The 14556-nt window shown below is 73.5% G+C and carries 13 protein-coding genes; 5 read left to right on the top strand and 8 right to left on the bottom strand.

The genetic code is table 11. From position 1 onward, the window contains the following. Positions 1-167: 167 nt before the first annotated feature. The 3 genes from CP982_RS36750 to CP982_RS36740 all read right to left on the bottom strand — a co-directional run bounded on the left by CP982_RS36750 (position 168) and on the right by CP982_RS36740 (position 3515). A complete protein-coding gene (locus tag CP982_RS36750; RefSeq protein ID WP_150514432.1) occupies positions 168-1385 on the bottom strand; it encodes a hypothetical protein in 1218 nt (405 codons plus the stop codon). Between the two features lie 338 nt (positions 1386-1723). Next, on the bottom strand, positions 1724-2341 hold the full coding sequence (locus CP982_RS36745; protein ID WP_150514431.1) for a TOPRIM nucleotidyl transferase/hydrolase domain-containing protein: 618 nt from the start codon (positions 2339-2341) through the stop codon (positions 1724-1726). Positions 2342-2399: 58 nt separating this feature from the next. Next, positions 2400-3515 (bottom strand): hypothetical protein, encoded by a 1116-nt coding sequence (locus CP982_RS36740; protein WP_150514430.1) that lies wholly within the window; start codon positions 3513-3515, stop codon positions 2400-2402. Between the two features lie 236 nt (positions 3516-3751). Between CP982_RS36740 and CP982_RS36735 the strand changes: the two genes are divergently transcribed. Continuing rightward, positions 3752-5254 carry a carotenoid oxygenase family protein gene (locus CP982_RS36735; RefSeq protein WP_150514429.1) on the top strand — a complete coding sequence of 501 codons (1503 nt, stop codon included), beginning with the start codon at positions 3752-3754 and terminating at the stop codon, positions 5252-5254. Between the two features lie 37 nt (positions 5255-5291). Here the strand turns inward: CP982_RS36735 and CP982_RS36730 are convergent, their stop codons facing one another. The 4 genes from CP982_RS36730 to CP982_RS36715 all read right to left on the bottom strand — a co-directional run bounded on the left by CP982_RS36730 (position 5292) and on the right by CP982_RS36715 (position 10042). Beyond that, positions 5292-6419, bottom strand: coding sequence for a ferritin-like domain-containing protein (locus CP982_RS36730; protein ID WP_150514428.1), 1128 nt, complete (start codon positions 6417-6419; stop codon positions 5292-5294). Positions 6420-6451: 32 nt separating this feature from the next. Then, positions 6452-7510, bottom strand: a complete 1059-nt coding sequence (locus CP982_RS36725) for a hypothetical protein (RefSeq protein WP_150514427.1) — start codon at positions 7508-7510, stop codon at positions 6452-6454. Next, the gene (locus CP982_RS36720; RefSeq protein ID WP_150514426.1) at positions 7510-9744 is read right to left on the bottom strand and encodes a hypothetical protein; all 2235 of its coding nucleotides are present in this window, start codon (positions 9742-9744) and stop codon (positions 7510-7512) included. The genes CP982_RS36725 and CP982_RS36720 overlap by 1 nt, the downstream gene beginning before the upstream one ends. Before the next feature lie 64 nt (positions 9745-9808). Beyond that, positions 9809-10042, bottom strand: coding sequence for a hypothetical protein (locus CP982_RS36715; protein WP_150514425.1), 234 nt, complete (start codon positions 10040-10042; stop codon positions 9809-9811). 586 nt (positions 10043-10628) lie between these two features. On the opposite strand from CP982_RS36715, the gene CP982_RS36710 reads away from it, so the two are divergent. From CP982_RS36710 to CP982_RS36695, 4 genes are all read left to right on the top strand, one after another. Beyond that, positions 10629-11696, top strand: a complete 1068-nt coding sequence (locus CP982_RS36710) for a polyprenyl synthetase family protein (protein ID WP_150514424.1) — start codon at positions 10629-10631, stop codon at positions 11694-11696. Positions 11697-11792: 96 nt separating this feature from the next. Then, positions 11793-12446 carry an ABC transporter ATP-binding protein gene (locus CP982_RS36705; RefSeq protein WP_150514423.1) on the top strand — a complete coding sequence of 218 codons (654 nt, stop codon included), beginning with the start codon at positions 11793-11795 and terminating at the stop codon, positions 12444-12446. Continuing rightward, the gene (locus CP982_RS36700) at positions 12443-13243 is read left to right on the top strand and encodes an ABC transporter permease (protein WP_150514422.1); all 801 of its coding nucleotides are present in this window, start codon (positions 12443-12445) and stop codon (positions 13241-13243) included. The genes CP982_RS36705 and CP982_RS36700 overlap by 4 nt, the downstream gene beginning before the upstream one ends. Beyond that, the gene (locus tag CP982_RS36695) at positions 13240-13692 is read left to right on the top strand and encodes an SRPBCC family protein (RefSeq protein ID WP_170316569.1); all 453 of its coding nucleotides are present in this window, start codon (positions 13240-13242) and stop codon (positions 13690-13692) included. The genes CP982_RS36700 and CP982_RS36695 overlap by 4 nt, the downstream gene beginning before the upstream one ends. A gap of 46 nt (positions 13693-13738) precedes the next feature. Here CP982_RS36695 and CP982_RS36690 read toward each other — a convergent pair whose 3' ends face one another. Then, positions 13739-14506: a sulfite exporter TauE/SafE family protein gene (locus CP982_RS36690; protein WP_150514420.1), complete on the bottom strand. Its 768-nt coding sequence runs from the start codon at positions 14504-14506 to the stop codon at positions 13739-13741. Between the last annotated feature and the right edge of the window lie 50 nt (positions 14507-14556).

Raw genomic sequence — 14556 nt, 5'->3', positions numbered from 1 at the left:
GGCTCGTTCACCGGGAAGCGAGCCGGGGTGGCGGACGGCCGTTGCGCGGGGTACGCCGGGGCGGCGGTACCGGGCGGGTGGGGACGCGCGGGAGCGGGTGCGGACGCGCAGCGGCCGGAGCCGGGGCGCGGAAGCCGGGGCTGCCGCGCGGGAGCCGGGGCGCGGCCCTACTTGCCGGGTTCGCCCTCCGGGCTCCCGCCCGGCCCCTCGTCCGAGGCCTTGCCCGAGCCCTTGCCCGAGCCCCTGTCCGGATCCCTGCGGAAGCGGCCGAACGCCTTCGTGAGGGCGCTCAGCGGCGAGCCCTCCGCCTTGGCCGGTGCCGGCCCGGTCAGCCCGTCGCCACCGGACGCGTCGGCCAGCGCGGCCCGGGCCGCCTCGGCCGCTTCCCGGTACAGGTCACGCGACTTCGTCATGGCGTCGAGCGCCTCGGCGTACTTGGTGACCATGGTCTGGGCGTGGGCCAGCTCCTCGTCCGGGGTGAGCAGGTGCCAGCCCTGGCGCAGCCGGGTCAGGGCCCGCTCGGCCTCGTCCGGCAGCGGCCGCGGCAGCGCGGCGAACTCCGCGATCTTCTCCAGGAGTTCGGTGGGTTCCGAGCCGTCCAAGAAGACGCTGCGCACGGTGAAGCGCTCCGCGTCGTAGTCCGGGCTCACCGGCTCCACGGGCAGGATGACGGCGCCGCCGCGCGGCATCCGGACGCTCAGCTCGCGCTTCATCGCGAAGTCGGCGATCTGTGCCTGCTCCGGCGTGCCCCGGTGCTCGACGACGCGGTGCCGCAGGCTCGGCGGCAGGAACGTCGAGACCGGCCGCTCCCCTATCGCGTCCGGCGTCATCGCCTCGTGCACGACGACGTGGACGAACCAGCTCTGCCGGATGCTGTCCCGCAGTCGGCGGCGCAGCTCGCCGTCGTCCTTCGGCAGGTGGTTCGTCGTCCGCAGGCTCAGGCCCTGCACCGTGTCGTGGTCCCAGGCGACCCGGTCGCTGTCGGGCCAGAACATGGTGGCGGGCGAGGGCCAGTGCGCGTCCCACACCCGCTCCGCCTCCGCGGCGAGGACCCAGGTGACGCCCTCGCCGTCCTTGCGGCGGCCTTCGGGGTCGTACGTGGTCAGCTGCGCGCGCACCGTGACGTCGTCGGCCACGCGCCAGCGGGCCTCGAAGAGGCGGCGGGCGGACGGGCCGGGGTCGGCGGCCTCGTCCCGCGGATGCAGGACCGTGGAGCGGGCCGCGTCGGCGGGGTCGAGGTCCAGGAAGTCGTCGAGCACCCCGGCCGCCTTGAGGGCGATCAGGTTACGCCGGACGTCCTGCTCGGGCTCGGGCCCGAGGTGGCGCCCGCGCCCCAGCCACGCGGTGTCGGGGGCGGTGGTTGAGGAGGTGCTGTTCTCGGCCATTGACTCGTTCTGTGGGTGATCAGGGCCTGACCAGTATGGTCGGTGATTCTGCCGAAGGAAGCGCTACCCCGTCCACCATGGGCACAAGCCTGCCTCCACCCGGGCGATTCCCCCCACCACGAGCACACCGCGCGGGCCCCTTCGGCGAGGCCGGTGAGCAGGGGCAGCACCGCAGGGCCTGTGCACGCCTCCCTGCGGACGTGGTGATCAGCCGGGCCCGAGCGCCTGGCCCGCCTCCGCCAAAGCCCGTGCCGGGTCGGCGAGTTCGTGGAACACCCTGCGTCAGGAGGCCGATGCCCCGCGCTCCCGCATCGCGGGGGCGGGGGCGGGACCCGGCCTCAGAGGCTGGTGAGCAGCTCGTCGAGCGGAGCGGGTACGCGGTCGGGTTCGAGGCCCTCGACGAGGACGCGGCCGTAGTGGATCTTGCGGCCCTTCTTCGTGCCGAAGAAGCGCCGGAGCCGCTGGTGTGCGGTGCGGTCCCGCTGCGCGGGCTGGCGCGCGAAGGTCTCCAGGGCGCGCAGGTCGCCCTCCGCCCGGACGAGTTCCTCGACGCGTGCCGTGCCCAGCGCGCGGATGAGTTCGTCCTCCAGGTCCGCCGCGCAGACGAAGAAGTCCCGCGGTGGCGCGCTCGCCCGCTCCCAGCCGCGGGCGTAGTAGCGGCGCTCCGCCTCGTCGCACAGTCCCGTGAGCCGCAGGCCGAGTCCTTGAGGACCGAGGAGGTGGGTGAAGCGCCCGACGCTCATCGCGCCGCCGATCGCCAGGACGCAGACGCCCTCGGCCGCCAGGTCCCGGCCGCGGCGCGCGGCGAGGGCGTCGACCGCCGCGACGTCGCTGGGCCCTTCGAGCAGGACGACCGCCCGGACGGGCAGCCGCACGGCCAGCTCGCGCGCGAGGTCACCGGGCCCGCCGGCCGCCCACTCGGTGACCGCTTCCCGGAACGCCCCCATGTCAGACATGGGGCGAGTCTCCGCTGTTTCCGGCCGGGGCGGTAGTGGATTTCCGCGGCCGCGCCGCTCAGCGGGGCCCCGGCAGGCTCAACCGCTCGATCCGCACCTGGCCCGGCGGACGCGGGAAGAAGGACGTCGACCCCACCGCCCAGTACGTGCGCGTCCCGGGCACCCGCTCGATCCCGTTCATCAGCACCGGGGAGGCGGACGCCGGTCCGCGCTCGCTGATCCAGCTCCCGTCCGCCCACCGCAGGTGGTGCGCCTGGTTCCAGTTCGGGTACTCCCAGCCCGCGATGCGGTCCGGGCGGTCCCGCGCGTCGCCGACGATCCCGACGAGCTCCCCGGCGACGAAGGGCGTCTCGACGTGGTGCCAGGCCGTGCCGTCGTAGTGGCGCAGCCGCGCGCCGGGAGGGCGGCCGCCGGTGAGCACCCAGTTGTAGCCGCACACCCAGATGTCGTCCGAGGCGGTCGGGAGCATGCCGGTGACGTACTGCGGATGTCCCTCCACCGGGATCTCGTGCCAGGCGCCGTCCCAGCGGGCGCACACCCCGCTGCCGTGGATCCAGATGTCCCCGCGGCGCGTGCGCCGCACCCCGACCGCGGGGTTGTTGTTGCCGCTGGGCAGCGGGCGGAGCCGGCGCCAGCGGCGCCCGTTCCAGTGCAGCGTCCGCGGCGTGCCGTCGTACGACCCGACGGCCCAGGCGTCGCCGTCGGGGGCGACGGTGATGTCGTACACGGGGTTGCCCGGGGTGCTGTCACCGGGGAGGGGGACCCGTTCCCAGCCGTCGCCGTCCCAGGCGTACAGGTGCCACAGGCTGTTCTCCCGGTCGAGCCCGACGGCCCACGCGTCGCCGGAGGCGTTGGCCGCGACGTCCATGAGGGAGCCGTCGAAGCCCAGCCCGGCCGTGTCCGTGCGGGACCACGCGGTGCCGTTCCAGACGTACGAGAGCGGCTTGCCGTACGTGTCGCGGTCCAGGCCCTCCGTGCCCACGGCCCAGGCCAGGCGCGGCCCCGCGGCGGCCACGGCGCGCAGGGCCGCCATCTCCGCCCCGTCCGGTACCGGGACCTGCTGCCAGCCGTCGGCCCGCGCGGCGGCCCCGGCCGACGGCACGGGCAGCAGGGCGGCTCCCGCGGCCCCTGCCGCCACGCCCAGCGCGCCGCCGACGAAGCGTCTTCTGTCCATGGCGATGCCCCCGTGACGTGCGGCCGTATGGGCGGTGCGAGCCGTGCGTGGGGAGAGCGTGCAGCAACGGGGCCGCAAGGGGAACGCACGCGGGTGAGTGTTTTCGAGGTGTTCCCAACACCACCCCCGGTCCGGGCCCCAGGCCTCCTGACCCGCCGCCCCTGTCGGCACAGGCTTGTTCCCGTCAGCAGCGACCGGTCCGGCACCCGGACGACGACGAGGGGCAAGGAGACGTGATGGCAAGTCACACGCGGCGGAGGATCCTCCAGGGCGCGGCGCTCGCGGCGGCGGGCAGCGTGGTCGGCGGTTACGGCGGCGGTCACTACGCGGCCGCCGCACAGGCCGCGACGGGCCGTGCGGCGGACGGGGGTGAACTCCCCTTCCTCGAGGGCGCTCTCGCGCCGGTCACGGAGGAGCTGACCGCCTTCGACCTGACGGTGACCGGCCGGGTGCCGCGCGACCTGGACGGCCGCTATCTGCGCACCGGCCCGAACGCGCTCGGCCTGGAGGACCCGCGGGCACACCACTGGATGCTGGGCGACGGCATGGTGCACGGGGTGCGGCTGCGCGGCGGGCGCGCCGAGTGGTACCGCAACCGCTGGGTGCGCTCCTCGGGGGTGGCGCGGAAGCTGGGCGAGACCTACCCGGGCCGGGTGCCGCCGGACGACTTCGCGTGCAACACCCACGTCATCCCGTACAAGGGGCGGATCGTGGCGCTCCAGGAGGGCGGTCCGCTGCCGTACGAACTGGACGGGGAGCTGGGCACGGTGCGCCCCTACGACTTCCGCCGCACCCTGAAGGGCGCGTTCACCGCGCACACGAAGTACGACGCGGCGGCGGACGAGCTGCACGCGGTGACGTACTACCCGACGTGGGACCACGTGCGGCACCTCGTGGTCGACGGCACCGGGCGGGTGGCGCGGACCACCAGGATCCCGGTGGCGGACGCGCCGATGATGCACGACTTCGCCCTCACCCGGAAGTACGTGGTCATCGTGGACGTGCCGATCACCTTCGACCCGGCGGCCGCGGACGCGGGGGCGCCGGTGCCGTACGTGTGGAACGAGCGCCACCCCATGCGCGTGGGCGTCGTGCCGCGGTCCGGCGGGGCCGCCCGCTGGTTCGAGATCGACCCGGTCTACTACTCGCACACGCTGAACGCCTACGACCAGGGCCACGAGGTGGTGGTGGAGTACACCTCCATGCCCGCCCCCTTCCACGCGGCGGGCCGGGGCAGCGGCGGCCCCTCCGCGACCGGGGCGCCGACGCTCGACCGCTGGACGATCGACCTGCGCGGGGGCCGGGTGCGCGGCACCCGCCTCGACGACCTGCCGCAGGAGTTCCCGCGCGTCAACGAGTCCCTGGTCTCCCGCAGGCACCGCTTCGGGTACACGGCGAGCGCGGCGGAGATGTGGCGCGCGTACGAGACGGTCGACGGGGTGCCGCCGGACGAGAAGTTCACCAACTGTCTCGTCAAGCACGACATGGCGCGCGGCACCAAGGAGGTGCACCGCTTCCCGAAGGGTGCGGCGGCGAGCGAGCCGGTGTTCGTGCCGCGCCGGGGCGCGCGGGACGAGGACGACGGCTACGTGCTCTCCTACGTGAACGACCCCGACCGGGGCGCGACCGACCTGGTGGTCCTCTCGGCGCAGGACTTCACCGGCCGGCCGCAGGCCCGGATCCAGCTGCCCGGCCGGGTGCCGCTCGGCTTCCACGGCAGCTGGGTCGCGGACCGCTAGCCGGGGCCATGTCGTGGCGCGCCCCACCAGGAAGCGGCTACAGCTCGGGGAGCAGCGAGCGGTGGTCGGTGTACGGCCTGCACTCGAAGGTCGGCGCCGCGTAGTAGCCCGCGTAGGCGCCGTCGGTGATGCGGCACTTCAGGACCTCGTCGGCGAGCGCCTCCAGCTGGTGCATCTGTCCCACGGCGCTGTCGACCTGCTGCGGGTGGCCCGTGAGGCCGGTCTCCAGGTTCGCCACGAGCTGCTCGTAGAAGCGGTTGAACGCGTCCGCCGCCCGCCATTCCGGGGTGCCCTTGGCGTACGCGCTCATCTGCGGGTCCGGCAGGACGTTCACGATGTCGGTGGCCACGGGCAGCTCGATGCGCGGGCCCGTGGGGTGGCAGGGCTTGTCGTCCGGCAGGTACCACCGGCCCTGCGCCAGCTCGTCGAACTTGTAGTAGTGGGACAACTCGCCGTTGTCGTCCCACATGCGGTGCGGGTCTCCCTCGCCCTCGTGGACGACGTCGGTCAGCAGAGCGATGGCCTCGGCGGAGTTCCGGACGCCGATGTTGTCCTGCCCGCCGAAGTGCGTGTACTGCCGCCCGATGGTCCCCGGGTGGAAGACGTCCTCCTCCTTGCCGTGCCCCACCAGATAGGTGATGCCGTCGATGAGGGCGTTGTAGAAGTCCCCGATGGACTGGAACCGGAGCGGGATCGGGCTCGGCAGGGCCTTGATCAGGTCGAGCGCTCCGCTGCTGCGCAGCCGCGGCGACTCCAGGTCGATCGCGCCGCGGATCCGCTCCCGGACGTCCGAGGGCACGGGGTCGGGCTGCTCGATGAAGAGCCCGAGCTGCCAGAGGTCGGCGCCGCAGGGCAGCAGCCGCACCAGGCCCGCCCGGCTGAAGTCGGGGATCTGGCAGGGGTAGGCGGGCGTCGCCCGCGTGACGTCCGGCAGTCCGCCCACGGCGGTGAGCACGTTCGCCACGATGGCCATGTGCCGCATCTCGGAGATCACGATGCTCTGCACGGCCCGGGTGACGTCGGGGAACTTCGACCGCCGGTCCTTGATGGTGAGCCATCCGAAGAGATAGGCGGGAATGGTGGTGAACTCCAGCGCCATGGCGTCCTGGAGCTCCGCCCGCAGATCCTCGATGGTGTGGATCGGCGGAGGATCGGTCTGGGACATGTCGGGTTCTCCCTTGCGGCGAGGTGCGGCGGCTACCTGCTGAGCACCCCGCCGATCCCGGTGAGCAGGCCGGGGGTCGGCAGCAGCGCGGCGAAGACGACGTTCTGGGCGATGATCTCGTCCGGGTGGAAGAGCTCCGACGTGGCGTTGCGCCCCACCTTCTCCAGGTACTGGTCCCACAGCGCCCTGTCGTCGTCGGGCCTGTCCGGCATGAGGTACGTCAGCGGGCGCCCGTCATCCCCGGTGACGGGCGCCCACCGCCCCCCTCCCTGGTCCTCGACCGCCAGGAAGTACCAGCGCAGATAGCCGAAGAAGCTGCCGCCCGCGTACGGTCCCGCCGCCATGAGGACCGGCACCAGGTCGCGCGGGACCAGGTCCTGCGCCGGACCGGCGTACGGGCCCTTGGGCACGTTCAGCCGGATCCGGACGTCGAGGAGCGGGGTGTCCGGGTTGGTGATCCTCAGGTCCGGCATGGCGGTGGGCGACGTCGCCTCCGGCCAGGGCACGGACGGCACCTGGACCGGTGTGCTCATGAGGGTGTAGCCGATGAGGTCGTACAGCCGGGCACGGAGGTCCCGGTTGTTCTTGCTGATCAGATGGAAGAACTCGTGGACGAGCAGGTCCCGCAGGCTCCTGGTGTTCTGCGCGGAGTAGAGCGGGTCGCTGTCGGGGGACGGCATGCGCAGCGTCTCCGCCTTGCCCGCCGGGACCACGATGGTGTCCTCGCCCCGGGTGTAGGCCGCGCGGCCCTCCTCCTGGCCGGAGGTCTTCACCAGGAGGACCGTCTGGGGCAGTTGGAAGGACCAGCCCCCGAAGAGCCCGTCGATCTCCGCGACGATGTGCTTGAGGGCGGCCAGCTCGTCGTCCGACCAGTCGACGACCTGGTTGCCCACGTAGTCGAGGTAGCCCTCGACCGTGGCGTCGAGCACGTCGTGGCGCAGACACAGCCGCGCCTGCCGGTCGAAGGGGCTCAGCTGCGCCACGAAGGCGTCGCGGCGCCGCAGCAGCTCCCGGCCCCGCGCCGCCGACGCGGCGACGACCTCCGAGGCCGCGACCTCGCCCACCCTGGTGCCCGCGCTCGCCGCCGCCATCACCACTCCCCCAGCTTCTCCGCCGGCCAGCCCTTGTTCACCAGGCCCTGATACGTCTTCAGTACGCGCCGCTGCCCCTCGGAGAGCTCGCGCGTCACGGGCATGTAGAGGGTGGAGTGCAGCAGGTCCCGCTCGGCCAGGGCGACGATCTGGTCGATGTTGCGGTCCACGGACTCCTTGTCGCCCAGGTCGAGGCGGGCGTAGTACTTCATCACCGGGTACACCACGTCGTGCACGTACAGGACCTTGCGGTAGAGGAAGTCCCAGGCGTCCTGCGGCGAGAAGCCCGCGTTCCAGCACTCGGCGAACCGCCGGGGCAGGTCGTCGTGGAACGGCAGCACGCGCACGCAGGCGTAGGAGGCCCAGGAGATGCCGTAGGGGACGCCCGACTCTTCCTCCGTGCCCGGCGCCGGGCCGATGACCTCGGGCGGCGTGCCGGGGCCGTAGCGCTCGACGGGGAAGAAGGCGACGGTGGCGCAGCCGGGGCGCACGGGCCGGAACGTCACGGTGGCCCGGCCTGTGCCCGCCGACACCGTGACGGTCTCCGTCGCGAGGTCGAGTACCTCCTTGTACGCGTTCCCGTCCGGCTTGTGCCAGGCACCGCCGCCCGCGTACGGCTGCGGCGGGTCGGGGACGTACTGCTGGACGACGAGTTCCACGTCGTGCCGGGGGATGCCGCCGCGCTCGCGCACCTGCACGGTGATCGATCCGGGCTCGCCCTGGTCCAGGTAGACGCTGCGCTCGTCGGTCTCGGCGGTGACGGTGCTCTCCGTGAGCAGCGGCACCGCGTCGCCGCCCGGGAGGTAGTGGAGTTCCAGGGTGCCCGTGTCGAGCAGCGGCACGACGTCCGACGGCACCTGGATGTCGACGATCCCCGCGGTCTCCTCGTACGCCGAGGCGCGGTACGCGTCGAAGGGGATGTCACCGATGACGTGGTGGGCATGGGACGCGTCGCGCACGACGAGGCGCAGCTCGCCGAGGTTCGCCTTCTCGCCCCGGGAGTCGGACTCCGGGATGGAGTTGCCGAGGTCGAGGCTCACGAACACCGCGCCGTTCACCGTCTGCGTCTCCGCGACCGCCGGGGCGCACCACCCTTGGAGGGACGTCGTCCGCTCGTGGCCGTGCCCCTCCTTGTGCTCGTACGCGCACTGGAACATCCGCGACGGCAGCAGACACCGGCCGCCGGGCGCGCTGGTCACCTTCTCGTCCTCGTGCCACAGGCCGACGGTCCCCAGGACCGTGGACACGCACGGGTTCTGTGACGGTGTCCGCCCCTCCCTCAGCTCCCGGTCCCACAGCTCGGTAAGCCGCCGGTACTGCGCCGTCGTCCGTTCGTTGGGGTCGCTGATGCTGTCGCAGTGCTCGAACTCGGCGGCCGTGAAGTACTGCGTCCGGTACGCGGTGAGGCGCACCATGAGGCCCCGGACGCCGGGTCGGGCGAGGGCCGCCTTGAGCGCGTCGAGGAGGTCCGACACGCCGGACGCGATCCGCAGCGTCCGTGCGTCGCCGGGAATGCAGGCCTGGAGGACCGCGCCGCCCACGCCCGCGATCTGGAGCTGTCCGTCGGCGTTGAGGTTGCGGGCCAGGTTCAGCCACCGGGAGTTCATCGACGAGCCCTGCGCGACGTCCCCGCTGAGGTAGCACTGCGGTGCGATGCGCGAGCCGATCTGGAAGCGCTTGAGGTAGAAGGAGGTGCCCCACCAGGCGTCCGGGTTGTTGTCGACCATGCGGCCCGGGGTGTTGAAGGTGCTGTGCGGGAAGGGGTCTCCGACGATGTCGATGATCCCGCCGCTGTCCGGGTCCTGCGGGTGGTGGACCAGCGGGTCGGAGGTGATCAGGGGTCCGCCGGGCGTCAGCAGGCCGCCCGTGAACCGGGTGTCCGTCACCGCGCCGGGCCCGGCGTCGTCGGGCCGTGCGGTGTCGTGCAGACACCACTCCATGCCGCCGAAGTAGCCCCACTCGCCGGGGTTCTGCCACCAGCCCGGCAGGGGCCTGCCCCGCTCGTCCACCGGCTGGTACCAGCGCGGCTTGCGGGCCCAGGCAGGGAAGGCCTCGCGGACGTTGTCCGGCGTGATGCCGATGGGCGGCCGCTGCTGCGGATCGTTGAGGAAGTCCCAGTTCAGCTCGGCCCGGGTGAAGTCGTAGAGCGGCCACTGGTCGTTGTTGTTCCCGGTGGCCGGGTTCCACGACGCCTTCCCCTTGAAGAAGAGGCGCGGGACGGACAGCACGCTCACGGTTCCTCCCGATCGGACGCGACTGCGGTGTACGGGGGTGTGGTGCTGACGTGCGGGCTCCGGATCAGTACGGGCGGGGCCGGGCCCGGACGCCGAACGTCCCTAGTTCGGTGCCGCCCGCGAGCAGGACGAGCTCGCTCGCCTCGTCGCCGTACAGCTCCAACTGGGCGCGCAGCGCCTCCCGTTGCTCTTCGGTGAGCTCGATGAGGATCCGCTTCCGCCCCTCTTCGCCGTCCGCCGCGAGCCGTGCGCCGGCCGCCTCGGGCTCGCCCGCGAGGGACCTCAGATCTCCGACCATGACCTCGTCCGCCGTTCTTCCGCCGCCGGTGCGCCTGCCGATGGCAAGCGCCGGGCGCACAGTTTCCAGGCACGCCGGGACCGCGGAAAGCCCCTCGCGGCACGAACGAGCCGACAGGATGTTGGGAAAAACCGCGCGCTCCGGGCCCGCACGGGGCGGGAGCATTCGAGCGATTCCGGCTGCGGCCGCGCGCACTTCGGGCCACTCGCCCCCTGCGTGCACGGACCCGGCCGGTCGGCTGCCCAGCGGTGCCCGCGCGCCCGGGACGCGTGCCGCGCCGCGAACCGCGTCCCGCAGGCCGCCGGGCCCCGGCCGAGACGCGCCGCGGGGCCCGGCCGCAGTTCGAATCCGATTCCGCCGCCGGAACGACGGGGGACGCCCCGCCCTTTGGCGCGCGGAACCCTCCGCGCGACCCGTGCGCCTACGTTCCGCCTACGCCAGCCGTCGCCCCGTAGGCACGCCGTCGTGCCCGCTCCCGCCGGACCGTCACTCCGTAGCGCGAACCGTCACAACCAGTGATCTCCACCGTCGTTAGGCGACCGGAGGGGCTTCAGACCGGTGAGGGACGACGGACGGGCGGAGATCCATGACAGACACGTCGTTGTACGGCACCGGCCGACCGCGCACGGCCGGTGCCGGTGCGGACGGTGAGGAGCTCCTGCGCCGCGGGACGGCGCTCGTCGATCCGCCGCTGCGGGTGGCCGTGGACCGGCTGCACCCGTCGATGGCCGCCGTCTGCCGGTACCACCTGGGGTGGGACGCCGACGCGGCCCCGACCGCGGTGCGGCACGTGGCCAAGCGGGTGCGCGCGGCGCTCGCGCTGCTCTCGGTGCGCTCCGTCGGAGCCCCTGAGCGGCTCGCCGCCGTCGCCGGTACGGCCGTGGAACTGGTGCACCAGCTCTCCCTGTTGCACGACGACATCATGGACGGCGACACCGAGCGGCGCGGCAGGCTCGCGGCGTGGGCCCGGTTCGGCACCGGCGCCGCGGTGCTTGCCGGTGACGCCCTCGTCGTCCAGGCCGTCGCCACCGTCTTCCGCGCGCAGGCGCCGGGCGCCCGCGCCGCCATGGAGGACCTCATCGTCACGGTGGAGCAGATGGTGGAGGGCCAGGCGGAGGACCTCGCCCTGGAGCGGCGGGCTCTGCGCGAGGTGTCCGCGAGCCGGTACGCGCGCATGGCGCGCGGCAAGACCGGAGCGCTCTTCGGCTGCGCGGCGGCCCTCGGCGCCGTGCTCGCCGACGCGCCGCCGCCGGTGGTGCGCGCCCTGCGCGAGGCGGGCAGCGACCTCGGCGTGGCGTTCCAGATCCTGGACGACGTGCTCGGCCTGTGGGGCGACAGCGCGCTCACCGGAAAGCCCGTCGGCACGGATCTGGTCCGCGGCAAGAAGACGCTGCCGCTCGTCCTGGCCGCGGCGGTGGAGTCCGCCGACGGCCGCGGGGTCGCGGAGCTGCTCGACTCGGTGCCGCTGCCCCAGGACCGCGTGCCCGAGGTCATGCGCCGTCTCGGAGCCCTGGGCAGCCGGGAGCACGCCGAGGCGGCTGCCGCCCGCCACGTGGCGTCGGCCCTCGCCGCGCTCGACGCGGTGGAACTGCCCGGCGCGGTGCGGCAGGAGTGGAGTTCCCTCGTCGACTGCCTGTCCCGCCGCAGGCGCTGAGGCCGGCGCGCGGGGCCACCGCACAGCTCGCGCCCCGCGCCGCCCGCCGACGACGTGCGCCCCGGCCCGCCCCCACCCCCGCAGGAGGAGATCGCCGTGCCGACCGCCCCGTACGCCCTGCGCGTGCGCGACGTGCACAAGGCCTACCGCTCGCGCCGCGTCCTGAGAGGGGTCTCGTTCGGCCTCGAACCGGGCACCCTGGCGGGCGTCGTGGGCGAGAACGGCTCGGGCAAGAGCACGCTCCTGCGCATCCTGTGCGGGCAGCTCGCCGCCGACGCGGGCGAGGTGGAGCGCCGCGGCTCCCTGGGGTACTGCCCGCAGGAGGCGGTGCTCAACGAGGCGCTCACCGTCGACCAGCACCTGCGCTGGTTCCGGACGGCGTACCGCCTCGACGGGCCGGGGCGCGCCGAGGAACTCCTGGACGAGCTGCACTTCGCCGAGTACCGGCACACCCGCGTGGGCCTCCTCAGCGGCGGCACCCGGCAGAAGCTGAACCTGGCCCTCGCGCTCCTGCACGACCCGCGGGTGCTGCTGCTCGACGAGCCGTACCAGGGCTTCGACTGGGAGACGTACCTGCGGTTCTGGGACGTGGCGACCCGGCTGCGCGACCGAGGCCGCTGCGTCCTCGTCGTGTCGCACCTGGCCTGGGACGCCAGGCGCCTCGACGTCGTGCACCGGCTGCGCGACGGCGTGGCGACCCCGTGGGCCGGGGAGGGCCGTCCGGCCGGTGTCCGGGGAGCGGCACGGTGAGCCGGACCTGGGAGGCCTTCCGCACGGGCGCCGGGTTCGCGCTGCTCGAACACGCCCGCAACCGGCTCGCCCTGGTGCTCGTCGTCGGCTACATCCCGCTCTGGCTGACCCTCGAGCACTGGTTCGTCACCCCCGACCGCCTCCGCTTCCTGCTGCGCGCGGCCGGGCGGACCGTGACTGTGAACGGCAACCACCTGACGATGGTGTCCGGGGCCGTCAACACGGTCACGCTCATCGTCGGCTTCATGATGTTCATGACGACGTTCAAGGCGCTCGCCTTCGACCGCAGGCTCGCCCTCGCGGGCTACCCCCGCTCCTGTCTGCTGCTGAGCAAGGTCGTCGCGATGGCGGCCGCCTCCGCGCTCATCGCGGCGTACGCCACCGCGGTGGTGTGCTGGTACTGGGACCCGGTCCGGCCCGCGCTCCTCGCGCTCGGCCTGTTCACGGCCGCCGTGAGCTACGGCGGCATCGGCATCCTGCTCGGCGCCTTCCTGCGCAACGAACTCGCGGGGCTCTTCGTCATCATCATGGCCAGCCTGCTCGACACCATGCTCCAGAACCCGATGAGCAACGCGGGAGCCGACAAGGACGGGCTCCAGCTCCTGCCCGGGTACGGCCCCACCCAGGTCGCGGTCGCCGCGAGCTTCACGCCCGCCGTCACTCCGTACGGTCATCTGCTGCTCGGCCCCGTCTGGTTCCTCGCCATATGGCTGCTCGGCACGGCCGCGTTCTTCGCCAGGACCCGCGACCACCTGCCCCCGCCCTCCGCCCCGCTGCCGACAGGGAGAACCGCGTGAACCGCCACGACATCCGTCTCTCCGGGACCTGGCGCGCGCCGCTCGCGCCGGACACCGTGTACGCGAAACTCGCCGACGTGGGGAACTACCCGGCGTGGTGGCCCGCCTTCCGCTCCGTGCGGCGCACCGGGGAGCGGGAGTGCGAGGTCGTGATCAGGTCGGCGCTCCCCTACGCGCTGCGGGCCACGCTGACGGCGGTGGCGGAGGACCCGGTCGCGCACGTCCTGGAGGCGGCGCTCGACGGGGACATCTCGGGCAGCGTCCGCTGGGTCGTGGCCCCCGACGGGCACCACGGCTGCGTCGCCACGCTCACCCAGTACGTGACCGTCCGCAAGGCCGCACTCCGGCGCTGGATGCCGCTGGCGCGCCCGGTCTTCCGCGTCAACCACGCGCTGGCCGTGCGGGGCGGGCAGCGGGCGCTGACGGCTCTGGCGCGGCGGTCCCGCTAGCGTCCGTCCGCGCCGCCGGGCAGGCCGCCGGACACCGGGGCCGCGCTCAGCCCCAGCTGCGGACGGAGTACAGGACCGTCATGGTGACGGCGGTGGTGAGGATGACGCCTCTCAGGACCCGCGCGGACAGCCGGCGGGCGACGTGGGCGCCCGTGAAGCCGCCCGTCACCGCGCCGGTGAGCATGGCGACGAGGAGCCAGGGCGTGTTCAGGGCGTCCGACGCGACGAGGAACAGCACGGCCGCGGTGAGGTAGATGGCCGCGATCTGGACGGTCCGCATGGGGTTGCTGACCGCGGTGTCGAGGCCGAGGCCGACGCTCCACAGGGCCATCATCATGATGCCTACGGCTCCGCCGAAGTATCCGCCGTACAGGGCGAGCAGGAACTGACCGCCGAGCACGGCCGTGGAGCCGAGGCCGAACGGGCGCCCGGTGGCGTCGCTCACCGCCCGCGCGAGGCGGCGGCCGAAGGCGAGGACCGCCGTGGCGAAGGCGAGCAGCCACGGCACCGCCGCGTCGAAGGAGGCCGCGGGCAGGGCCAGGAGCAGGACCGCGCCGAGGCCGCCGCCGACGGCGCTGACCACGGTGAGGGCCGTCGTGGAGGTCTCCCCCACCGGCGTGACGTCGCGGCGGTACACCCAGGCGCTCGCCATGGTGCCGGGCAGGAGCGCGACGGTCGACGACGCGTTCGCCGTCACGGGCGGCACGCCGACCGCGACGAGCGCGGGCAGTGCCACGAACGTGCCACCGCCGCCGAGGGCGTTCAGCGTGCCGGCGGCGACACCGGCGATGAGGGCCAACAGGATCTCGGACACCCGCCGAGCATCACGCGGCGGAGGGCGGCCCCACAATGCGTAATCGACAC

This window comes from Streptomyces spectabilis, assembly GCF_008704795.1.
In the GTDB taxonomy this organism is placed as follows: domain Bacteria; phylum Actinomycetota; class Actinomycetes; order Streptomycetales; family Streptomycetaceae; genus Streptomyces; species Streptomyces spectabilis.
Note: the sequence above shows the minus strand (reverse complement) of the source record. Positions and strands in the feature narration are given on the sequence as shown.